Here is a 20,278-nt window from a genome sequence, read left to right as displayed (position 1 = left end):
GGTGTGGCTCCCGGAAGGCTGCTGCGAGATCACGACGACATCCGCCGCTCGAGGGCCACGCCCGACGTCTCGCGCCGCGCGAGCCGCCCGCCGAGCAACAGCGCCGCGCCCACCGCGACGCAGCCCGAGAGCGCGAACACCGTGGCCATTGCCGAGGGCAGGGCCAGCGCCTGGCCGTCGTAGAGATGGCGGGCCACCAGCGCGATCAGCGTGGGCGAGCCCGACTGCGCGATCAGCCCGTTGAGCACCAGCACGATCGCCATCACCATGCCGATGCCGCCGGCCGGTACGGTGCGCGCCACGAAGGTCGAGGCGACCGCCATGAAGCTCCACGAGCACAGCACCACGAGCGCGTCGAGCAGCCAGAAGGTGGTGAGGTCGCCGGTCAGGCACATCGACACGCTGAACACGGTGGTGGCCGCGGCCACCACGGCGCCGATGCGCGCGACCGCCGCCAGCCCGGTGGCGCGGTCCAGCGCCACGCCGACCAGCCACAGCCCGAGCGGGCCCATGGTCAGCAGCAGGCCGCCCTGCATCAGGCCGATGTCGCGCAGCTCCAGGCCCCAGCGGCGCGCGATCATGGTGGGTATCCAGGCCGCCATGCCGAAGCCGATCATCGAGCTGCCGACCGCGAAGGCGAACAGCGGCACGAACAGCCGCCGCTGGCCGGCCAGCCAGCGCAGCACGGTGCGCAGGCTCTCCTGCGGACGGGCGGCCGCATCGCGCTGCGAGCGCGGATCCTTGAAGCAGAAGATCAGCAGGCTCAGCGGCAGGCCGGCCACGCCGATCATGAACAGCGTCAGCTGCCAGGCCGAGACCTCGCCGACGAAGGGCAGCGCATGGATGCCCGAGGCCTGCACCAGGTGCAGGAGTGGACCGCCCAGCACCAGCGACAGGCCGGTGCCCAGCATCATCGACATGGTGTAGACCGAGAGCGCGCGGGCGCGTCGCTGGTCGTCCACGCCGTCGCGGATCAGCGAGTAGGAGGAGGGCGGCGTCAGCGCCTCGGCCGCGCCGACGACGGCGCGCGCGATCACCAGCGCGATGAAGGCGGTGGCCGCCGCGTTGGCCGCCACCGCCGCCGACCAGACCAGCACGCCGGTGGCGATCACGAGGCGGCGGTCGAAGCGGTCGGCCAGCCAGCCGGCGGGCAGGCCGACCAGGATGTTGGCGACCGCGAAGGCGGTGCCGATCAGGAAGCTGATCTGGATGTCGCTGACGCCGAAGTCGCGCTGGATCGGACCGACCATCAGAACCAGGATGTTCTTGTCGATCTGCGCCAGCATGTTCAGCAGGGTCAGGCAGGCCACCAGGGCCCACTGCGCGAGTGCGCGCTTGCGTTGGTCTTGCATCTTGTCTTGTCTCCGGTTGCTTGTTCTGCGAGCTCGCGATGGCTCGTTGGTGGCGGATGATCCGGGCCGGCGATGCATATGCAAAATTCATTCTTTAAATTCGATGCATTTGCCGCGCAAATTCCTGGAAGATCCCGCGCGAATCAAGGAGACGACCCATGCGCTTCAACAAACTCGACCTCAACCTGCTGGTGGTGCTCGATGCGGTGCTGACCACGCGCAGCGTGAGCCGCGCCGCCGAGCGGCTGTACCTGAGCCAGCCGGCGACCAGCCTGTCGTTGAGCCGGCTGCGCGAGTACTTCGAAGACGAGCTGCTGGTGCCGGTCGGCAAGACGCAGGTGCCGACCGCGCTCGCCAACGAGCTGATGAAGCCGGTGCGCGACGTGCTGCTGCAGCTGCAGACCATCACGCGCGCGCGGCCCGGCTTCGACCCAGCCACCTCGACGCGGCGCTTCACCATCGAGTCCTCGGACTACGTGATCAGCGTGCTGCTGTCCGAGGTGGTGCGGCGCGCCGCGACGCTCGCGCCGCTGATGCAGTTCGACCTGCGCGCCATGAGCCCGCAGATGCGCGAGCACCTCGACAGCGGCGAGATCGAACTGCTGATCTCGCCCGATTTCGCGATCGTGCCCGGGCATCCGTCCGAGCCGCTGTTCGAGGACACCTTCTCCTGCCTGCTGTGCCTCGACCAGGCCGTGAAGGGCAAGCGGCTCGGCGCCGAGCAGTACTTCGAGTCCGCCCACGTCGGCATCGAATGGGCTGGCGGCCGGCGCGTGACCTTCGACGCGCGGCTCATCTCCACGGGCCGGCGCACGCGCCGCCAGGACGTGATCGCGCCCAACTTCACGCTGGTGCCCGAGCTGCTGCTCGGCACCGCGCGCATCGCCACCCTGCCGACGCGGCTCGCGCACCAGATGGCGCGGCGCTTTCCGCTGCAGGTGCAGCCCTGTCCGGTCGAGATCCCGGGCTTCACCGAGAAGCTGCAGTGGCACAGGCACCAGGACCGCGACCCGGCGATCGTCTGGCTGCGCTCGCTGCTGCGCGAGACCGCGCAGGGGCTGCCCGAATTGAAGAGCCTGAAGGCCGCGCGTTCAGCGGCGCCGCGGCGGCGCGCCTGAACTCAGTGCACCACCTCGGCCGGCGGCAGCAGCCGGTCGATGCGCTCGCGCAATGACTCGGCGCGTTCGGTGCCGGCGGTCTTCTCGACCTCGGTCAGCATCAGCGCGGCGATGGTCAGCATGGCCTCGCGGTCGCGCGCCTCGCGCAACGCGTCGCGCATCTGCAGCGCGAAGCGCGGATCGCGGCGCACGAACATGCGCTCGCAGATGTCGAACAGGAACATGCGCGTGGTGGCCAGCGAGCGCTTGCCGTCGAAGGTGTCGGCGGCGGTCGAGACGTGGATGGGTTCGACGGCCGGCGCGGGCTGCGGTGCGGGCGTTGCCTCGGCCGCGGCTTCGGCCGCTTTCGGATCGTGCAGGTAGCCGCGCTCCACCAGCGTCATCAGCGCCTGCTCGGCTTCGCCGCGGCTCGCGAACAGCGGGCTGAAGTCGGTCAGCGAACGGCGGCCGTCGGCCATCAGCAGCAACGCCCGTTCGCGCTGGCTCAGGGTGCGCTGTCCGCCCTGGAGTTCGTCGCGCGCCTTGTCGGTCTTGGTGGGAAACATGCGGTGCCGCCGGGTCCGGGATGGAGCCCGAGCTTCGGGGATGCGCGTGACACCTTCATGAAGCGCCGAAAACCAAAGGCCTCAAGGAATGTCGATCCGCCAAAGGGTTGTACCGCTGCCATGGCAGCCGGGCTCCGTGCTTCAATTTCTTCGCCTCGCGAAAATCAACAAAGGGAGTCAGCCATGCGTTTCCACAAGCTCGATCTGAACCAGCTCGTGATCCTCGATGCCCTGCTGTCCGAACGCAGCGTCGGGCGTGCCGCCAGGCGGCTCTACCTGAGCCAGCCCGCCACCAGTTGCGCCTTGAGCCGCCTGCGCGAGTACTTCGAGGACGACCTGCTGGTCATGGTCGGAAAGGCCCAGGCGCTGACGCCGCTGGCCTGCGAACTGCAGCAGCCGATCCGCGACGTGCTGCTGCAGGTGCAGACCATCACGCGCATCCGGCCCTCGTTCGATCCGACGACCTCGGCGCGGCATTTCACGCTCGAATCGTCGGACAACGTCATCCTGGTGTTCCTGCAGGAAGCGGTGCGCCAGGCCGCGCTGCGCGCGCCGCTGATGGAATTCGACCTGCGCCTGCTCGGCGCGCGCTCCAAGGAGCACCTGGACAGCGGCGAGATGGAGCTGCTGATCTGCCCCGATTTCGCGGCCGTGCCGGGCCATCCGATGGAGCCGCTGTACGAGGAGTCGTTCTCCTGCGCGGTATGGACCGGCCATCCGACGGTGCGCGACCGGCTGGACGTGGCGCAGTACTTCGACTGCGGGCACGTGGGCCTGGCCTGGCCCGACGGACGGCGCGTGACGGTGGACGCCCACGTGGTCGAGATCGGGCGGCACAAGCGGCGCCAGGAGGTCATCGCGCCGAACTTCGCGCTGATGGCGGAGATGGTGCTCGGCACTTCGCGCATCGCGACCCTGCCCACCCGGGTGGCGTTGAAGATGGCCGAACGCTTGCCGCTGCGCGTGCTGCCCTGCCCGATCGAGCTGCCGCACTTTCACCAGGTGCTGCAATGGCACAAGTTCCTCGAGCGGGACCCGGCGCTGGGGTGGCTGCGTGCGCTGCTGCTGGAGATCGGGCGGGCGATGCCGGCGCTGGCCGCGCTCGAGGGTGGGAGCGTTGCGGCGCCGGGCCGGCGCCGTGCCGCGAAGCCGGCCGCAACCGCGGCCGCCTGAACCTGCCGGCCGAAGAGCCGTTCAGAGGTCGAGCACCAGCCGCGTGCCGGTGCAGCGCGAGACGCAGATCAACATCGTCTTGCCCGACTGCTGTTCCTCGCGCGAGAGGATGCCGTCGTTGTGCTCGAGCGCGCCATCGAAGTCCAGCACCGGGGTTTCGCAGGCACCGCACACGCCGCCCTTGCAGCTGTACGCGGGGTCGAGACCGGCCTCGAGCAGCGCATCGAGCACCGACTGTCCCGCGGCGACCCGCACCGACCGGTTGCTCCTGCGGCACAGCACCTCGAAGCCCTGGCCCGTTGCCGCGGCGGCCGGCTGGAGCGCCGTGAAGCGTTCGATGTGGGCGTGCGGATATCGATGCCACTCGCAGGCTTGCAGGAAGGCTTCGAGCATCGGCGCCGGGCCGCAGCCGTAGTAGTGGCTGTCGCTGCCCCGGCCCGCGAGCAGGCGGGTCAGGTCGGGCGGTCCGCCTTGCTCGTCGTCGAAATGCCAGGCGACCCGCGCGTGCGGGCCGAGGGCCGCGATCGCTTCCCCGAAGGCCGCTTCCCTCGCGCTGCGCGCGCAGTAGACCAGTTCCACCGGCCGCCCCTGCGCGACCAGGTGCTGGAGCATGCAGAAGATCGGCGTGATGCCGATGCCACCGGCGACCAGCACGCTGCGCGGCGCGTCGGCGTGCAGCGCGAAATGGTTGCGCGGGGGCGAGATCGCGAGGCGGTCTCCCACGCGCAGCTGCCGATGCACGCAACGCGAGCCGCCGCGGCCGTTGCGCTCGTCGAGCACCGCCAGCACATAGCGGTGGCGTTCGCCGGGCGCATTGCACAGCGAGTAGCTGCGCACCAGGCCGTTGGGCAGGTGCAGGTCGATGTGCGCGCCGGCTTCGAAAGGCGGAAACGCGAGGCCCGCGCCGGCGGGCCGCAACTCCACGCCGAGGATGCCCTCGGCTTCGTGGCGCAGGGTATGGACCATGGCGTCGAGTGTCGAAGCGGTCATGGCGGGCTCACAGCTTGAACAGCGATCGGGCATTGGTCTCGAACAGCTGCGCCATCTGCTGCGCGCTGCAGGCGGTGGCCTCGGTTTCATGGACTTCGTCGGCCACGTACTCGAAGGGATAGTCCATGGCGTAGAGCACGCGGTCGGCGCCCAGCTGGGCCTGGCAGAACGCGATGACCGGCGCGGACGCCATGCCGCTGGTGGTGACGAAGATGTTCTGGCGCAGGTAGTCGCTGGGCTTGCGCTCCAGCTTGGCCCAGGAGCCGTAACGGCCGGTGGCGGCGCCGGCCCGGTACATGAAGTCGAGCCGGCTGAGCCAGAACGGCAGGCCCTCGCCGAGGTGGCCGAGCACCAGCTTGAGCCGCGGATAGCGGTCGAACACGCCCGAGACGATCAGCGCCAGCGCATGCATGCCGGTCTCGACCGCGAAGCCGAAGATCGCGCCGTCGAGGCCGCGCGCCAGCAGCGGCGCGATCAGGCCGCGCGAGGGCGAGGTCGGATGCAGGTAGATCGGCACGTCGAGCGCCTGCGCCGCCTCGAAGATCGGCCAGCAGCGTGGGTCGTCGAGGTAGCTGTCGTGCGTGTGGGAATTGACGATGGCACCCTTCAGGCCGAGCGTGCGGACCGCGCGCTCGAGCTCCCTCGCGGCGCGCTCCGGGTCGTGCGGCGCGATCGCCGCCAGGCCGGCGTAGCGGTCGGGGTGGCGCGCGATGTGCTCGGCCAATGCGTCGTTGAACGTGATCGCGAGCGAGCTGGCCGTGGGCGCGTCGAACACCTGGATGCCCGGCGAGGCCAGCGACAGCAGCTGCATGTCGATGCCCGCGGCATCCATGTCGCGCAGGCGCCCCTCGCCCAGGTCCTGCAGCTTGGCGATGATGGACTGCGTGCGCGGCGAGGGATTGTTCAGGAAGTAGCGCCACGAACTGGTGAAGCCGGGGTCGTCGCTGTGGCCGCCGTCGATCAGCCGGCGGTAGGCCTGGATCAGTTCGGGCGGGGCATAGGCCTCCTCGGTGGCGATGCGGCGATAGGCGCGCGCGGGCGGCATGTCGAGGCGGTGGTCGTTCATGGCTGGGGACCTTCCGGCGCACGGACCTGGTCGCCCGCGCGGAAGATGTCGTCGTAGTCGCGCCCGCCCAGGCACTGGAATTCCCACCAGTTGCCGTCGCGGTCCTCGAGGTAGAAGCCGTAGTCGCCGTGCAGTTCGCGCGCCGGCAGCACGCGCCGTATGCCGTAGTCCTCCTGGTGCTGCAGCGCGAGCGCGCGCGCGATGTCGACCGCGGCGCGCGATTCGAGGTCGAGGCCCCAGTGGTTGTGCACGTCGAGCTTCTGTTCGCGCGGCGAGGGCAGGCAGACCACGGTCCAGTAGCCGCCGAGGCGGATCATCATGGCCCGTCCGGCGACATGCTCGACGCAGTCGAGGCCGAGGAATTCCTCGTAGAAGCGGCGCGAGGCCGCGAGATCGCGGCAGCTCAGCGTGCCGTGGGACAGGCGCAGCGGGCGGTTCAACTTGAGGGTGCTCATGGCTGGAGGCTCCTGGGGGAATGAAGAGGGTGGGTGACGACCGGGTTGACGAGCGGGCCGATGCCCAGGCCTTCGATCTCGACGCGCACCACGTCGCCGGGTTGAAGGAAGACGTTTCGGGGCATGCCGACGCCGGCCGGCGTGCCGGTGGCGATGAGGTCGCCGGGGCGCAGCGTCACGCGGCGGCTGAGGTAGGCGATCTGCTCGGCGATGCTGAAGATCATCTGGTCGGTCGACGCCTCTTGCTGCAGCACGTCGTTGACCCAGAGCCGCACGGTCAGCGCGTAAGGGTCGGCGACCTGGTGCGCGGGCACGATGGCCGGTCCGAGCGGTGCGGAGCCCTCGAAGCCCTTGCAGCTGAGCCAATCGAGCCAGCCTGGCCATTCCTCGCGGCGGAACAGGTCGCGCGCCGACAGGTCGTTGAGGATGGAATAGCCGAACACATGGTCCATCGCGCGTTCCACCGGCACGTCGCGCGCGGGCCGGCCGATGACGACGGCGAGTTCGGCCTCCCAGTCCAGCTTGTGCGAGCCGGCGGGCAGCACGATCGGCGCGCCGGGACCGATGATCGAATGGACCGCGGGTTTCGAGAAGAAGAAGGGGGCGGCGACCTTCTTGTCGATGTCGCTGCGTTGGCCCGCCGTCATCTCGTTCAGATGGCAGCGGTAGTTCGGGCCGCTGCAGAACAGGCCGCCGCCGACGACGGGCGGCGCCGGCCGCACCTGCGCCAGGTCGCGCGGCGTGGCGAGCGACCCGTCCTCGACCGCGGCGAGCCGCGGTTCGAGCATCGGCCAGGCCGCGATGAGTTCGGGCATCGTGGCCTCGGCCAGCGGCAGACCGTGCGCGGTGGCGAGGTCGCTCCAGGCGACCATCGTGTCGCCGAGCGCGAGGCCCGGTCGGCTGCGATCGTTGGCGTCCAGGTAAGAGACCAGGGTGAAGGGGCGCATGCGGGTTCCTTGTCGAGCCAGGGTTGCGGGCCGGTCACGAGGACGCGGGCGATGATGGGAAACGGGGTGCCAGCAGGAACAGCGCGGCCGCGAGGACCAGCATGGCGGCCGACAGGACGAGCGGCACGTCGTAGCTGCCGGTGCGCGCATGCAGCTGGGCGATCAGCAGGGCGCTGCAGGCGCCGCCGGCCATGAGGGCACCGTAGAAGACGCCGTAGGTGCGGCCGAAGCGTGCGATGGGGAAGTAGCGCGAGACCAGGTAGGCCAGCACGTCGAGTTCGGCGCCCATCGCGAAGCCGATCGTGAACGCCGCGGGCAGCGCCAGCATCGGGTGGCCGGTCGTCAGTAGCAGCAGGCCGCCCGCGAACAGCAGCATGACCACGGCGATGACCCGCGGCGCGAACAGGTGGTCGATGAGCAGCCCGGTGACCAGGCGCCCCAGCAGCACCGCCACCCCGATCAGCGCCGCCATCGTGCCCGCCTCGGTGGCGCTCAGGCCGCGGTCGCGCATCATCGCGATGAAGTGGACGATGTAGCCCGAGCCGAACAGCATCGGCAGCACGAAGGCGGCGATCAGCAGCCAGAACAGCGGGCGCCGGTGCAGCGGCAGATCGTGCGTGGCCTGGGCCGGCGCGGCCGCAGGCCGCACGGGCGTGCGGTCCACCTCGGGCCCGAGCAGCCACATCGCGGGCGCGCCGAGCAGCACGACGAAGGCCGACAGCGAAAGGTAGCCGCCGCGCCAGCCCACCGCTTCCACGATCCGCGGCAGCACGAGCGGCGCGAGGATCGCCACCACGCCGAGGCCGCTCATGGCCAGCCCGAGCGCGAGGCCGCGCTTGGCATCGAAGCGCGCGCTGATGGCGCGCGAGTAGCCCACGGGCGTCGCGGCCACGCCGAGCAGCGACAGCAGGGCCTGCAGGCTCAGGAACAGCGGCAGCGTGGCCGGCAGCAGCGCGATCGCCGCATAGCAGGCCGCCTGCGCGCACAGCGAGAACACGATCGGCGCGCGGATGCCGTGCCGGTCCATGAACCGGCCCGCGAACGGGGACAGCAGCGCGATGGCCGCGGTGTGCACGACGTTGGCCAGCGCCAGTTCGCTGCGCGACCAGCCCAGCGCATGGTTCAGCTCGGCGAAGAAGACCGAGCTCGTGTAATAGAACAGGGCCGACGAGCTGACACAGATGCCCAGCGTCGAGCCCAGCAGCAGGCGCCAGTGGCGCGCGAGTTCGGCGTTGTCAGCGCGCATCGCGGTCTCCGTCCGGCGCGGCCGTGGCCAAGGTCGCGGCGATGCCGGGATCGAGCGCGCCGTCGATCAGCACGAACAGCATGCGGCAGGGCCGCTGCGAGCGATTGGCCCACGCGTGGTTGGTGCCGCGCTGCACCACCACGCTGCCCGCGGCCAGCTTCACTTCGGAGTCGTCGAGCACCAGCGTGATCTCGCCCTCCATCACGATGCCGTAGTCGAGCGAGGCGGTGCGGTGCATCAGCGGATGCGGCGAGCCGGCCCGCGCGGTGGAGTGGGCGTCGTTGCCGGTGCGCGCGAACAGTTCCTTCATGCGTTGCGCGCCCTGCGCGAGGAACTCGGGCGTGTCGGGCGGCATGTCGACGAAGCGCAGGCGGGTGCCGCGCGGCGCGGGCGCCAGCGTCAACGGGCCCGGTGTCGGGTCGGGGCCGTTGTCGATGGCCGCGGGGCTGGCGCTGGTGTTCCAGAGCTCATGGAACACGGTGCCCGGAATGGCCGCGAGCTCGACCACGGTGGGCAACGCTCCGTCGATGGCGACGATGGCCTTGCCGGTGGCATCGTGGCCGGTGACCACGCGGTGGACCGGAGGGAGGGGAGTCAGTGGCATGGCTGTTGTCTCGGTGGGAGGAAGCAATGTCAGAACGCGTGCGTGATGCCCGCGTCGACGCCGGTGGAGCGGCCGCCGGCGAAGTTGCCCGCGGTGGTGGGCGGTCCGCCGGGCAGTGCCAGGAACGAGGCGCCGCGGTTCGACAGGCGCGCGACGTTGGCGTAGAGCGAGGTGCGCCGCGACAACGGGTACACGTAGCCGAGCGCGAGCTGCGTGCTGCCGTTGCCGTCGATGGGGCCGGCGCGGGTGCCGGGGGCGGGATGGGCATCGATGCGGCCCGCCTGGCGGCTGCGCGCATACGAGGCATTGAGGTGGCCGTGCGGCATCGGCAGGATGGCCGTGAACCGGACGACCGACTCCTTGCTGCCGGCCGCGCGGAACTGCCGCCACGACAGCGCGAGCCTGGCGCCGTCGAGGTCGTAGGACACCGAGGCCACGCTGTCGGTCAAGCGCCGCGCGGGCCCGCCGGCCACCACCTGCGCTTCGGAGCGGGATTGCGAGAAGCCCGCGGCAAAGGGGCCGGCGTCGTAGCTCAGCCGGTACTGCCGCATGCCGGCCGCGCCGCTGGCCGAGACATCGCCCTCGCGCAAGGCGTAGGCCAGTTCGCCGGAGAAACCGCCGAAGCGGGGGCTCAGGTACTGCAGCATGTTGCGCGCGTAGTACATGGTGGTCTCGAAGCGCGAGACCGGGCCGAACACCTCGCGCCAGGGGCCGTTCTGCGGCGTGTCGAACAGGTTGCCCGAGCTGCCGATGCCGATCAGCCACGGCTCGTTGTCGAGCCAGAGGCGGTGGGTGGGCGTGTTGTCATAGCCCAGGCGCAGCCGGCCATGCACGCTGCTGCCGATCTCGAGATAGGAATGGCGGTTCCAGAAATGCTCGGCCAGCGTGGGCGAGCCGAGCTTGCCGGTGTCGGCATTGATCAGCGCCTCGAGGCGGAAGCCGGCCTGCCAGCCCGCGCCCAGTTCCTCGCTGCCGCGCAGGCCCAGGCGGCTGATGCGGTAGCCGCCGCTGGACAGCGTGGTCTTCGAGCCCAGGCCGCCGTTGTGCACGCTGCGAATGCCGAGGTCGATGGTGCCGTAGAGGGTGGCCGAGGACTGGGCGGCGCTGTCGGTGGCGAGCGCGGCCAGCAGCAGGGCCGCGAACGCAGGAGGGCAGGCAAGGCTTGTCATGGATCGTGGGGTCTTTGCGGATGAGGAGGTCGCGAGCCCTTCGCGCAGCCCGTCGTGCGGCGCTGCGAAGACTCGTTCGGCGGAATGCGGGAAGGCCTAGCGCTCGAACCAGCGGGCGAGCCGTGCCTCGAGCTGCGCGGTCCCCGCGAGCTCGTCGCTGGCCCAGTCCACGTAGGCGTCGGGGCGTATCAGCAGGGCCTTCACGCCAGTCATCGACGCGGGGGGACGGCCCAGGCGCGCCGGCACCAGGTCGACCGGCAGGCCCGTGAGATCGAGCTGCGCGAACTGGCCGCTGTAGCCCTCGAGGTCGAGCAGCACGAAGCGCCTGTTGCGCAGCATCTGCGCGACCCGTCGCGAACGGCCGTCGAGCGTGATCACGTCGAAGTCGGGCAGGCATCGGCCGGCCAGCGCATGGCTGCCCGGTCCGGTGTCATAGGGGTTCTCGAGCCCGCACAGCTCGCGCACCAGCTGACGCTGTACCTCGGGCAGGGGCAGCAGGTGTTGCGCGAAGCGGCGCTTGAGGGCTACGCCTTCGGGCGAGAAGTTGAACTGCAGCGCGCATTGCGCCCTGACGCTGGCCAGCAGCGCCTGCATGACCGGATAGCGCTCGGCGTGATAGCTGTCGAGCGTGGATTCGGGCGCAATGCCCTGGATCACGTTCGCCATCTTCCAGCCGAGGTTGAAGGCATCCTGCAGGCAGAAGTTCATGCCGACGCCGCTGGCCGGATAGTGCACGCGCGCCGACTCGCCGACCAGGAACACGCGGCCCCGGCGCAGGCACGGGACGGCACGCATCTGGTCATCGAAGCGCGAGGCCCAGCGCAGCCGTTCGATGCCGTAGTCGGTGCCGTGCACATCGCGGATGCACTGGCGCACTTCGTCCACGGTCACGGGCTCGTCCCTGGGCGCATGGCGGCGGTCGCGGTGCACGATGTTGAAGCGCGTGATGCCCGCGCCGAACACGTAGCCGCGCACCCAGCCCATGTGGTTGTCGATGTCGATGCGCCCGCCGGGCCAGGGCGCTTCGAGTTCGGCATCGACGGCGATGCCCCGGAAGGTGCCCGCGTGGCCGTCGAACGCGAAGCCCCCGAGTTCGCGCACGGTGCTGCGGCCGCCGTCGGCGCCGATCAGGTAGCGTGCCCGCAGCGTGTGGCTCTCTCCCGATGCATCGAGCGCCTCCACCCGCACGCCGTCTCCGTCCTCGCGAAATGCCTGGAGCGCGGTGCCGTGCCGGATCTCGGCGCCGCTGTCGCCGGCCCATTGGCGCAGGATGTCCTCGGTGTGGTTCTGCGGCAGGCCCAGCGTGAAGCCGAAGCGCGTTTCGAGATGGCGCCACTCGATCGGCGTGAAGCCGGCCCAGATGTGCGTGGGACGGAAGGGATAGGCCGCGATCTCGCGCGTTCGTTCGATGAAGCGCTCGGCGATGCCGCGTGCATCGAAGAGTTCGAGCAGGCGCGGCAGCACGGTGCCGGCCCGCGACTGAACGCCGCCCTGGCGCCGCTCCAACACCAGGGTCCGCGCGCCCGAACCCGCCAGTTCGGCCGCCAGTGTCAGGCCCGATGGCCCACCGCCCGCCACGATCACATCCCACTGCATGCTTGTCTCCCTGCGACGGCGCGGCAAGGGAATCGCCGCGCTCTTGTGGCAGCGATGATCGATTCGCGGTGGGCATCCGCAAAATCTATTCTTTGGATGCTCCGTATTTAGCGGATCAATTCGACCTGGGACGTGCGACCGACGCGGCGCGGCGCTGCGAGCGCGCGCCGTCTCGTCGAACGCCGGTGACCTGCGACGGCGTTCAGCCGCCCGCGCTTTCCTTGCGGATCAGCCAGCGTCCATCGACGCGCTGCAGCTCGAGCGTCTTGCGGCCGCTCTCCTTGATCTTGTCGGCGGCGTAGCTCTGCTTGAACTTCGCGGTGGCCGTGTTGCCGTTGATGCTGACCACCAGGTTGTCGACCTTCACGCTGATGCTCGACTTGTTGCCGATGCGCTTGCGGCGTTCCTCTTCCCAGGCCTTGTGGCTGCTGCCCTTGGCGGGCTGGAAGTCGCTCGCGTAGCTGGCGAGGTACTTGTCGACGTCCTTCGAGGCCCAGGCGGCGGCCCAGGCGCGCACGGCGGCCTCGACCTCGGCCGGCGCAGCGGCGGCCGCGGCGGGCGCAGGCGCGGGTGCAGCGGCCGGGGCCGGTGCGGCTGCGGCCGGCGCTGCTGCCGCAGGGGCCGCGGCGGGGGCCGGCGTCGCTGCCGGTGCGGGTGCCTTCGCGGGTGCATCGGCCGCCACGGCCGGTGCGACTGCACAGAGGCCGGCCAGGGCCGCCGCCGCGAGCACGGCACCTGCGGAGGGACGGGGAAGGAATCGATTCATGCGCATGTCCTGGTTGTGTTGATGTCGGAACCGGTCGCCGAGGGCGATTTTCGATTCTGGCAGTGAAACCCGGCCCGCATGTGTCGGATCGTCGCGGCTGTACGGCCGCCGCAACGACAGGCCCTCGCGCACTCACCGGTTCCGGTGGTTCAGGCGGCGCGCGCGGGGCGCGGCGAGACCACGGCCGCATCGAGCGTGCGGTTGCGCATGCGCAGCGACAGCACCGCCGCCACGCACAGCACGCACAGCACCGCGCTCAAGGTCACGCCCAATCCGCGCGCATCGGACAGCAGGCCGAACAGCGGCGACACCAGGCCACCCACCGAGAGCGCGAGTCCCAGCGTGATGCCGCTGGCCGTGGCCGGGTTGCGCGGCAGGTAGTCCTGCGCCAGCGTCACCTGCGCCGCGAAGGGCAGGAACATGCACAGCCCCAGCAGCGCCGTGCAGGCCAGCGCCCAGGCGGGCGAGGACGCGAGCACCAGCCCGGCCATGGCCGGCACCGCGAGCAGGTAGCCCGCGCGGATCGTGCCCATGCGCCCGATGCGGTCGCCGAGCCAGCCGCCCAGCAGGGTGCCCACGGCACCGGCGGCGGTGAAGCCGGTCAGCGCCACCGCGCCCTGGAAGGCCGAGCCGTGCAGGTCGCGCGTGATGCGCAGCGAGAGCATCGACAGCACCGTGACGTAGGGGATCGACCAGCCGACGATGGTGGCGACCAGCAGCGCGAAGGCGCGCCAGTCGTTCGGCGCCCGCTGCGCCGCGGCCTGCGCGCGCCGGGCCGCGCCGGCCCGTGCCGCGTTCGCCGCGCCCTGGCCGCGGTTGGCCAGCAGCCACACGGCGCCCATCGCCAGCGCGGGCAGCCCGAGCAGGTAGCTGCGCGACAGCGCACCGCCGCCGACCACCGTGGTGGCGAGCACCGGCGCGAACGAGGCGCCGATGGTGCCGCCGACCGAGAACACGCTCATCGCCTTCTGCGAGGCGCCGCCGGCCGCGCGCGCGGCCACGGTGGCGCTCGGGTGGTAGGCCGCGATGCCGAGGCCGCACAGCACGGTCGCGAGCCAGGTCCAGAGGTAGTTCGAGCCCAGGCCCGCGAGCACCAGCCCCAGCGCCGCCACCAGGAAGCCCACCGGCACCAGCCAGGGCCGCGGATGGCGGTCGGCATAGAGGCCGAACAGCGGCTGCACCACGCTCGACAGCCCGGTGGCCGCGAGCATCAGCCCGCTCACGGCCGTGTAGCTGTAGCCGCGCTCCAGCACCATCAGCGGCAGCAGCGCGGGCACCAGGCCCTGGTAGAGATCGTTGACGGCGTGGGTGCCGGTGAGAAGCCCGAGGCGGCCCTTGTTCATCGGTGGCCTCCCGGCGTGGCCGGCGGCGGATTGCATTGCATGCGATAGCCCTTTCTGTGAAACCTCGTGTCGAGGCCGGGCCATGCTAGGAAGCCGTGCGAAGATGATCTCGCTACGAAAGAACAAGGATCGTCGAGAAATGGACAAGCTGCAGCCGCCCGCCGAATTCGACCTGCGCCCCGAGCATGGCGAATCGACGCCGCGTGCGGTCGCGGTGCTGGCGACCGATGCCGAGGGCCACGCCGTCATTCCGCTGCACAGCCATCGGCGCGGCCAGCTGATCCACGCGATCTCGGGCGTGATGATCGTGAGCGCCGAGGCCGGCAGCTGGGTGGTGCCGCCGGGGCGCGGCGCCTGGCTGCCGCCCGGCATGGTGCACGGCATCCGCATGGCGGGCGACGTGCGCATGCGCACCGTCTTCGTCGAGCCCGGCACCCGCGCCGGCCTCGGCGCCGACTGCCGCGTGATCCCGGTCGATGCGCTGCTGCGCGAGCTCATCGTGAGCGCGATCGCGCTGCCGCTGGACTATGCGCAGGGCGGGCGCGACGAACGCGTGATGGAGCTGATCCTCGACGAGATCGAGCGTGCGCCCGCGCTCTCGCTGCACGTGCCGATGCCGCGCCATGCGCGCCTGGCGGCGCTGTGCGAGGAACTGGTGCGCGATCCCTCGCTGCCGGCCTCGCTCGAGGCCTGGGCGAAGCGGCTGCACATGAACGCGCGCACGCTGGCGCGCCTGTTCCAGCGCGAGACCGGCATGAACTTCGGCGCCTGGTGCCGGCAGGCGCGGCTGCTGCTGAGCCTGCCGCGGCTGGCCGCCGGCGCCTCGATCCTCGAGGTGGCGCTGGCACACGGCTACGAGAGCCCGAGCGCCTATGCGGCGATGTTCCGCCGCACGCTGGGCATGCCGCCGAGCCAGTACCTGCAGGCGCCCGGCCCCGCCGAGGGGACCGGATGAGCGAGCCCGCTCAGCGCGCGTACACCAGATCGCGCAGCGCGAGCGAGACCCACGGCACGTAGGTGATCACCATCAGGCAGGCCAGGATCACGAGCACGAAGGGCACCAGGTGCTTCACGATCCGGTCGAGCGAGATGCGCGCCACGGTGCAGGCCGCGAACAGGTTCACGCCGAAGGGCGGGGTGATCATGCCCAGCGCCAGATTCACCACCATGATCAGGCCGAAGTGCACGGGGTCGATGCCGAAGTGCTGCGCCACCGGCGCGAGGATGGGCGCGAGCACGATGATCGCCGCGCTGGTCTCGATGAACATGCCGATCACGAACAGCGCCGCGTTCACGCCCAGCAGGAACATCGCGGGCGACTGCAACACTTCCTGCAGCCAGTGGCCGATGGCGTCGGGCACGCCGGCGCGCGTGATCAGGAAGGCGAACAGCCCCGCGTTGGCGATGATGAACATGATCACCGCCGAGGACAGCACCGACTTGCGCAGGATCGCGAACAGGTCGGTGAACTTGATCTCGCGGTAGATCACCATGCCCACGATCAGCGCGTAGAACACCGCCACCGCCGAGGCCTCGGTCGGCGTGAAGATGCCGCCGTAGATGCCGCCCAGGATGATGACCGGCATCAGCAGCGCCCAGCCGGCCTGCCACAGCGCGCGGCCGAAGGGCATGCGGCCCTCGCCGTCGGTCTTGCCCCAACCCTTCCACTTGCAGTAGACCCACACGAACAGCATCAGCGCGAGGCTGATCAGGATGCCGGGGCCGAAGCCCGCGATGAACAGCTCGCCGATCGACACCTCGGCGCTCACGCCGTACAGGATCATCGGGATCGAGGGCGGGATGATCACGCCGAGCTCGGCGCTGGTGGCCTGCAGCGCGGCCGCGTAGGAGGTCGGATAGCCGTGCTTGATGAGCGCCGGGATCAGGATGGCGCCGATCGCGAAGGTGGTGGCCACCGAGGAGCCCGAGACCGCCGCGAAGATCATGCAGGTCAGCACGCAGGTCATCGGCAGCCCGCCCTGGATGCCGCCCACGATGCTCTTGGCGAACTCCACCAGCCGGCGCGAGATGCCGCCGGTTTCCATCAGGTTCCCGGCCAGGATGAAGAAGGGGATCGCCGCGAGCGGAAACTTGTTGATCGAGTTGAACATCTCCTTGGCGGAGATCAGCATGTTGGCGTTCGTGACCTGGATGCCCAGGATCGAGGCCAGGCCGATCGAGACGGCCACCGATACCGACAGTGCGAAGCACAGCACCATCGTCGCGATCATGGTCGTGGTCATTGCGCGGTCTCCAGTTCGAGGCGCTTGGGATCGAGGTAGTTGCCCACGATGCCGAACAGCGAGAACACCGCGCCGACCGGCAGCGCCATGTAGGCCCAGATCATGGAGATGCTCTCGAGGCCGGCCATGCTCTGCACGCGGCCGCGGATCGCGTAGTCCCAGCCCCACCACAGCACGACCAGCATGAGCGCGAGCGCGGCCACGCTCACCACCGCGTCGAGGATGCGGCGCGTGCGCGGCGAGCTCCAGCGGTACAGCACGTCGACGCTGACCATGGCGCCCTGGCGGAAGGCCATCGGGATGCCGAGGAAGACCATCCAGATCAGGCTCACGCGGATCAGGATCTCGCTCCACTCGGCGGGCTGCTCGAGCACGAAGCGGGTGACGATCTGGAACATGCCGAGCGAGGCGGCGACCAGTAGCATCGCGCAGGCCAGGACCATGGACACCATCGTGGTCCATCGTTCCAGGCCGAGGAACTTGTTTTTCATCAGGAAGGTCCCGGAAGGGAAGTCAAAAACAGGAACGCCCGCCGGGCGTCGTGCCTGGCGGGCGCGGCTTCGGCCGGGCGCGGGTCGAAGCTTCGACGCTCACGCGGCGCGGGCCATCGCTCTCACTTGAAGTCGCGGATCTTGTCGAGGTTGGCCTTGCCGAATTCCTTCTCGAACTGGGCGTTGACCGGCGCGAGCGCCGCCACGAACTTGGCCTTGTCGACGTTGTCGATAACCGTCATGCCCTTGGCGCGCAGGTCGGCCACGCCCTTGGCGTCGTCCTCGTCCACGCGCGCGCGGTTGGCCTTGGTGCCTTCCTTGGCGGCGTCGATGAAGGCCTGCTTGTCGGCGGCGCTGAGCTTGTCGAACACCGCCTTGTTCATCACGAAGATGCACGGCGAGTAGACGTGGCCGGTCAGCGACAGGTGCTTCTGCACCTGGTCGAACTTGGCCGAGATGATCACCGGCAGCGGATTCTCCTGGCCGTCGACCGTGCCCTGCTGGAGCGCGGTGAACACCTCGGGGAAGGCCATGGGCGTGGTGATGATGCCGAAGCCCTTGTAGGCCGCGATGTGCACCGGGTTCTCCATGGTGCGCATCTTCAGGCCCTTGAGGTCCTCGGGCGCCTTCACGTCGCGCTTGCTGTTGGTCATGTGGCGGAAGCCGTTCTCGGCCCACGCGAGCGCCTTGAAGCCCTTGGCGTCGAACTTGGTCAGCAGGTCCTGGCCGATCGGGCCGTCGAGCACCGCGCGCGCATGCGCCTTGTCGCGGAACAGGAAGGGCACGTCGAGGATCTTGGTCTCGGGCACGAAGTTGGGGATCGGGCCGGTGGAGGAGAAGGCCAGCTCCTGCGTGCCCAGCTGCACCGCCTCGATCGACTCGCGCTCGCCGCCGAGCGAGCCGTTGTAGAAGGTCTGGACCTTGTAGCGGCCGCCGGTGCGCTTCTCGACTTCCTTCGCGAAGGTGTCGATGGCCACGCCCTGGTGGGAGTTCTGTGCCACGGAGATACTGATCTTCATGGTCGTCTGCGCGAAGGCCGCGCAGGCCATGCCCATGCCCAGCACCAGGCCAGCGGCCAGTCGGGTCAATTTCATTCGGAGTCTCCTGGGATTGGGGGGAAGCGAGTGGCGCGAGGCGCGCCGTACCGCAAAGGTATGACTATGCAACAGTTGGTAGCTTCACCGCGTCGGGATTTTCACGGACGTATTCGCGTATCACCGCGTCGAAGCTCTCGTCCGACCCCAGGCCGAGCGCGCGGGCGCGCGGCGTGTCGAAGCGGCCGGGCCAGGACTTCACGATGCGCCGGATCGTCGGCTCGGGCGTGCGGTCGAGCAGCGCGGTCGCGGCCGGGCCGGCCACGCGCTCGAGGGCCGCGGCCATCTCGCCGACGGTCGTGGACAGCGAAGGCAGGTTCACGGCGGTGCGCGGGCCCCATTCGGCCTCGCTCGCCTCGGCCGCGCGGATCAGCCCCTCGATGGTGCGCGCCGGCGAGGCGACGGCCACCGGCGTCTCGTCGGGCACCGGGCAGGCCGCGCGCAGCCCGGCCAGCGGCTCGCGGATCATGCCGCTGAAGAAGCCCGAGGCCGCGCCGTTGGGCTTGCCCGGGCGCACGCTCACCGTCATCAGGCGCACGCTGCGCCCGCGGACGAAGCCCTTGCGCGTGAAGTCGGCCACCAGTTGCTCGCCGATGAACTTCTGGATCCCGTAGCTGGTCTGCGGCGTGGGCAGCGTGTGGTCGTCGATCACCGGCGGCAGCGGCTGCTCGGGCGAGTCGCCGAACACCGCGAGCGAGCTCGAGAACACCAGCACCGGCCAGGTGCCGAGCGCGCGCAGGCGCTCGAGCAGGGCGTGAGTGGCGGCGAAGTTGCTGCGCATGCCGAGGTCGAAGTCGGCCTCGCACTCGCCGCTGACCGCGGCCGCGAGGTGGAACACGGCCTCGGCCTCGCGCCAGGGCGTGGCGTCGGCATCGGCGCCAAGCTGGTCGTTGAGGTCGCCAGTCACGAAGGCGACACGCGGGTCGGCCGCGAGGTCGGCCGGCGGCGGCGCGCGGTCGACCAGGGTGATCCTGGCGATGGGGGCGGGGGCCGCGCCCGCGAGCGAAAGGCGGCCCTGCGCGAGCAGCGTGCGGGCGAGGCGGGCGCCCAGAAAGCCGGCGCCGCCGGTGATGACGATCTGCATGTCGGTCCTTGTCTCCTTGTCGAGGGTCCGAGGATAAGCGCGGCCGGCGCGACACTCGGGGCTTCGCCAGTCCGTCGAACCGAACGATGAACCTCCGATTCGTGGAAGCCTTCCACTGGGCCGTGGCCCTCAAGAGCGTGACGCGCGCCGCCGAGAAGCTGCACCTCACGCAGTCCGCGCTGTCCAGCCGCATCGCCGCGCTCGAGCGCGAACTCGGCACCTTGCTGCTCGACCGCCGCGACAAGCAGTTCCGCCTCACGGTGGCGGGACAGCGCTTCCATGCCTTCGCGCAGAAGCTGCTCGAGATGCAGATGCACATCAAGGCCGAGATGGGCTCGGGCGCGGTGCGCGAGACGGTGCTGCGCGTGGGCGCGATCGAGTCGGTGGTGCACAGCTGGCTCACCGGCTGGCTCAAGCACATGCAGGCCACCTACCCGGACTTCGAGCTCGAGCTCACGGTCGAAACCACGCCGGTGCTGGTCGACCAGCTGCAGCGCGGCAAGCAGGACCTGGTGTTCGCCGCGTTGCCCGCGGTGGGCGACGGCGTGCGCACGCGCGCGGTGCCGCCGATGGCCATGTGCTTCGTCGGCCACCGCGAGCTGCACCTGCGGCGGCGCTACCGCATCGCCGACCTGCTGTCGCTCGACCTGCTGACCTTCCAGCGCGGCTCGCAGCCGCATGTGGCGCTGCTCGAGTTCTTCCGCGAGGCCGGCGGCGCGGCGCCGCGCGTGCATGCGATCTCGTCGATCTCGGCGATGGCGCAGCTGGTGGAGGCGGGCTTCGGGGTGGCCACCTTGCCGCGCGCGGTGGTCGATGGCCTGGCAAGGCGGCTGCCGCTGCGGGTGCTGCCCAGCGAAGGCACGCTGGAGCCATTGCCGATCTATGCGAGCTATCGCGACGATCCTTCCTCCTTGCTGCTCGAAGCGGCGGTGAGCTCTGCCGTGGTGCACGGATCGCACCGCGCTGGGTCATCGAAAAAATCGATGAGCTGAGCAA

The 20,278-nt window shown here is 70.2% G+C and carries 20 protein-coding genes; 4 read left to right on the top strand and 16 right to left on the bottom strand.

Going from position 1 to position 20,278, the window contains the following annotated elements; genetic code table 11:
• Positions 1-29: 29 nt before the first annotated feature.
• Complete coding sequence (locus AC07RV_RS21450) at positions 30-1,352, bottom strand: MFS transporter (protein WP_444813754.1); 1,323 nt, start codon at positions 1,350-1,352, stop codon at positions 30-32.
• Positions 1,353-1,510: 158 nt separating this feature from the next.
• Here AC07RV_RS21450 and AC07RV_RS21445 point away from each other — a divergent pair, with 158 nt between their 5' ends.
• Positions 1,511-2,470 carry a LysR family transcriptional regulator gene (locus AC07RV_RS21445; RefSeq protein WP_296782104.1) on the top strand — a complete coding sequence of 320 codons (960 nt, stop codon included), beginning with the start codon at positions 1,511-1,513 and terminating at the stop codon, positions 2,468-2,470.
• A 2-nt stretch (positions 2,471-2,472) separates the two neighbouring features.
• Here the strand turns inward: AC07RV_RS21445 and AC07RV_RS21440 are convergent, their stop codons facing one another.
• Positions 2,473-3,015 carry a hypothetical protein gene (locus AC07RV_RS21440; RefSeq protein WP_296782103.1) on the bottom strand — a complete coding sequence of 181 codons (543 nt, stop codon included), beginning with the start codon at positions 3,013-3,015 and terminating at the stop codon, positions 2,473-2,475.
• A gap of 183 nt (positions 3,016-3,198) precedes the next feature.
• On the opposite strand from AC07RV_RS21440, the gene AC07RV_RS21435 reads away from it, so the two are divergent.
• Positions 3,199-4,188, top strand: a complete 990-nt coding sequence (locus AC07RV_RS21435; protein WP_296782102.1) for a LysR family transcriptional regulator — start codon at positions 3,199-3,201, stop codon at positions 4,186-4,188.
• Between the two features lie 21 nt (positions 4,189-4,209).
• Here the strand turns inward: AC07RV_RS21435 and AC07RV_RS21430 are convergent, their stop codons facing one another.
• The 10 genes from AC07RV_RS21430 to AC07RV_RS21385 form a co-directional block, all read right to left on the bottom strand.
• Entirely contained in the window at positions 4,210-5,178 is a 969-nt protein-coding gene (locus AC07RV_RS21430) for a PDR/VanB family oxidoreductase (protein ID WP_296782101.1), read from the bottom strand.
• Positions 5,179-5,185: 7 nt separating this feature from the next.
• Positions 5,186-6,244: an amidohydrolase family protein gene (locus AC07RV_RS21425; protein WP_296782100.1), complete on the bottom strand. Its 1,059-nt coding sequence runs from the start codon at positions 6,242-6,244 to the stop codon at positions 5,186-5,188.
• Entirely contained in the window at positions 6,241-6,699 is a 459-nt protein-coding gene (locus AC07RV_RS21420) for a VOC family protein (protein ID WP_296782099.1), read from the bottom strand. The genes AC07RV_RS21425 and AC07RV_RS21420 overlap by 4 nt, the downstream gene beginning before the upstream one ends.
• Positions 6,696-7,646: a fumarylacetoacetate hydrolase family protein gene (locus AC07RV_RS21415; RefSeq protein ID WP_296782098.1), complete on the bottom strand. Its 951-nt coding sequence runs from the start codon at positions 7,644-7,646 to the stop codon at positions 6,696-6,698. Before AC07RV_RS21415 ends, AC07RV_RS21420 begins: the two co-directional genes overlap by 4 nt.
• Before the next feature lie 34 nt (positions 7,647-7,680).
• Positions 7,681-8,892: an MFS transporter gene (locus AC07RV_RS21410; RefSeq protein WP_296782097.1), complete on the bottom strand. Its 1,212-nt coding sequence runs from the start codon at positions 8,890-8,892 to the stop codon at positions 7,681-7,683.
• Positions 8,882-9,496 carry a cupin domain-containing protein gene (locus AC07RV_RS21405; protein WP_296782096.1) on the bottom strand — a complete coding sequence of 205 codons (615 nt, stop codon included), beginning with the start codon at positions 9,494-9,496 and terminating at the stop codon, positions 8,882-8,884. The genes AC07RV_RS21410 and AC07RV_RS21405 overlap by 11 nt, the downstream gene beginning before the upstream one ends.
• A 29-nt stretch (positions 9,497-9,525) precedes the next feature.
• Positions 9,526-10,665 carry a porin gene (locus AC07RV_RS21400; protein ID WP_296782095.1) on the bottom strand — a complete coding sequence of 380 codons (1,140 nt, stop codon included), beginning with the start codon at positions 10,663-10,665 and terminating at the stop codon, positions 9,526-9,528.
• Between the two features lie 96 nt (positions 10,666-10,761).
• On the bottom strand, positions 10,762-12,261 hold the full coding sequence (locus AC07RV_RS21395; protein ID WP_296782094.1) for an FAD-dependent monooxygenase: 1,500 nt from the start codon (positions 12,259-12,261) through the stop codon (positions 10,762-10,764).
• A gap of 202 nt (positions 12,262-12,463) precedes the next feature.
• On the bottom strand, positions 12,464-13,027 hold the full coding sequence (locus tag AC07RV_RS21390) for a L,D-transpeptidase Cds6 family protein (RefSeq protein ID WP_296782093.1): 564 nt from the start codon (positions 13,025-13,027) through the stop codon (positions 12,464-12,466).
• 149 nt (positions 13,028-13,176) lie between these two features.
• A complete protein-coding gene (locus AC07RV_RS21385) occupies positions 13,177-14,370 on the bottom strand; it encodes an MFS transporter (RefSeq protein WP_296782092.1) in 1,194 nt (397 codons plus the stop codon).
• A 139-nt stretch (positions 14,371-14,509) separates the two neighbouring features.
• Here AC07RV_RS21385 and AC07RV_RS21380 point away from each other — a divergent pair, with 139 nt between their 5' ends.
• Entirely contained in the window at positions 14,510-15,325 is an 816-nt protein-coding gene (locus AC07RV_RS21380) for an AraC family transcriptional regulator (protein WP_296782091.1), read from the top strand.
• A gap of 10 nt (positions 15,326-15,335) precedes the next feature.
• Here AC07RV_RS21380 and AC07RV_RS21375 read toward each other — a convergent pair whose 3' ends face one another.
• From AC07RV_RS21375 to denD, 4 genes are all read right to left on the bottom strand, one after another.
• Positions 15,336-16,613: a TRAP transporter large permease gene (locus AC07RV_RS21375; protein WP_296782090.1), complete on the bottom strand. Its 1,278-nt coding sequence runs from the start codon at positions 16,611-16,613 to the stop codon at positions 15,336-15,338.
• Positions 16,610-17,104 (bottom strand): TRAP transporter small permease, encoded by a 495-nt coding sequence (locus AC07RV_RS21370; protein WP_093344873.1) that lies wholly within the window; start codon positions 17,102-17,104, stop codon positions 16,610-16,612. Before AC07RV_RS21370 ends, AC07RV_RS21375 begins: the two co-directional genes overlap by 4 nt.
• Positions 17,105-17,226: 122 nt before the next feature.
• On the bottom strand, positions 17,227-18,198 hold the full coding sequence (locus AC07RV_RS21365) for a TRAP transporter substrate-binding protein (protein WP_296782089.1): 972 nt from the start codon (positions 18,196-18,198) through the stop codon (positions 17,227-17,229).
• Positions 18,199-18,262: 64 nt separating this feature from the next.
• The gene (gene denD, locus AC07RV_RS21360; protein ID WP_296782088.1) at positions 18,263-19,282 is read right to left on the bottom strand and encodes a D-erythronate dehydrogenase; all 1,020 of its coding nucleotides are present in this window, start codon (positions 19,280-19,282) and stop codon (positions 18,263-18,265) included.
• An 86-nt stretch (positions 19,283-19,368) separates the two neighbouring features.
• Here denD and AC07RV_RS21355 point away from each other — a divergent pair, with 86 nt between their 5' ends.
• Positions 19,369-20,274: a LysR family transcriptional regulator gene (locus AC07RV_RS21355; protein WP_057597662.1), complete on the top strand. Its 906-nt coding sequence runs from the start codon at positions 19,369-19,371 to the stop codon at positions 20,272-20,274.
• Positions 20,275-20,278 lie beyond the last annotated feature (4 nt).

This window comes from Variovorax sp. GW821-FHT09B01, assembly GCF_059418345.1.
The sequence above is the reverse complement of the archived record's forward strand: the minus strand, read 5'-3'. Positions and strand labels throughout refer to the sequence as shown.

Bases quoted from the DNA above. Each gene is read 5' to 3' on its own strand.
- AC07RV_RS21395 (WP_296782094.1), bottom strand. From the start codon at position 12,261: ATGCAGTGGGATGTGATCGTGGCGGGCGGTGGGCCATCGGGCCTGACA.
- AC07RV_RS21380 (WP_296782091.1), top strand. From the start codon at position 14,510: ATGGACAAGCTGCAGCCGCCCGCCGAATTCGACCTGCGCCCCGAGCAT.
- AC07RV_RS21400 (WP_296782095.1), bottom strand. From the start codon at position 10,665: ATGACAAGCCTTGCCTGCCCTCCTGCGTTCGCGGCCCTGCTGCTGGCC.
- AC07RV_RS21365 (WP_296782089.1), bottom strand. From the start codon at position 18,198: ATGAAATTGACCCGACTGGCCGCTGGCCTGGTGCTGGGCATGGGCATG.
- AC07RV_RS21390 (WP_296782093.1), bottom strand. From the start codon at position 13,027: ATGAATCGATTCCTTCCCCGTCCCTCCGCAGGTGCCGTGCTCGCGGCG.
- AC07RV_RS21425 (WP_296782100.1), bottom strand. From the start codon at position 6,244: ATGAACGACCACCGCCTCGACATGCCGCCCGCGCGCGCCTATCGCCGC.
- AC07RV_RS21445 (WP_296782104.1), top strand. From the start codon at position 1,511: ATGCGCTTCAACAAACTCGACCTCAACCTGCTGGTGGTGCTCGATGCG.
- AC07RV_RS21430 (WP_296782101.1), bottom strand. From the start codon at position 5,178: ATGACCGCTTCGACACTCGACGCCATGGTCCATACCCTGCGCCACGAA.
- AC07RV_RS21370 (WP_093344873.1), bottom strand. From the start codon at position 17,104: ATGAAAAACAAGTTCCTCGGCCTGGAACGATGGACCACGATGGTGTCC.
- AC07RV_RS21385 (WP_296782092.1), bottom strand. From the start codon at position 14,370: ATGAACAAGGGCCGCCTCGGGCTTCTCACCGGCACCCACGCCGTCAAC.
- AC07RV_RS21435 (WP_296782102.1), top strand. From the start codon at position 3,199: ATGCGTTTCCACAAGCTCGATCTGAACCAGCTCGTGATCCTCGATGCC.
- AC07RV_RS21415 (WP_296782098.1), bottom strand. From the start codon at position 7,646: ATGCGCCCCTTCACCCTGGTCTCTTACCTGGACGCCAACGATCGCAGC.
- AC07RV_RS21420 (WP_296782099.1), bottom strand. From the start codon at position 6,699: ATGAGCACCCTCAAGTTGAACCGCCCGCTGCGCCTGTCCCACGGCACG.
- AC07RV_RS21410 (WP_296782097.1), bottom strand. From the start codon at position 8,892: ATGCGCGCTGACAACGCCGAACTCGCGCGCCACTGGCGCCTGCTGCTG.
- AC07RV_RS21375 (WP_296782090.1), bottom strand. From the start codon at position 16,613: ATGACCACGACCATGATCGCGACGATGGTGCTGTGCTTCGCACTGTCG.
- AC07RV_RS21355 (WP_057597662.1), top strand. From the start codon at position 19,369: ATGAACCTCCGATTCGTGGAAGCCTTCCACTGGGCCGTGGCCCTCAAG.
- denD (WP_296782088.1), bottom strand. From the start codon at position 19,282: ATGCAGATCGTCATCACCGGCGGCGCCGGCTTTCTGGGCGCCCGCCTC.
- AC07RV_RS21450 (WP_444813754.1), bottom strand. From the start codon at position 1,352: ATGCAAGACCAACGCAAGCGCGCACTCGCGCAGTGGGCCCTGGTGGCC.
- AC07RV_RS21440 (WP_296782103.1), bottom strand. From the start codon at position 3,015: ATGTTTCCCACCAAGACCGACAAGGCGCGCGACGAACTCCAGGGCGGA.
- AC07RV_RS21405 (WP_296782096.1), bottom strand. From the start codon at position 9,496: ATGCCACTGACTCCCCTCCCTCCGGTCCACCGCGTGGTCACCGGCCAC.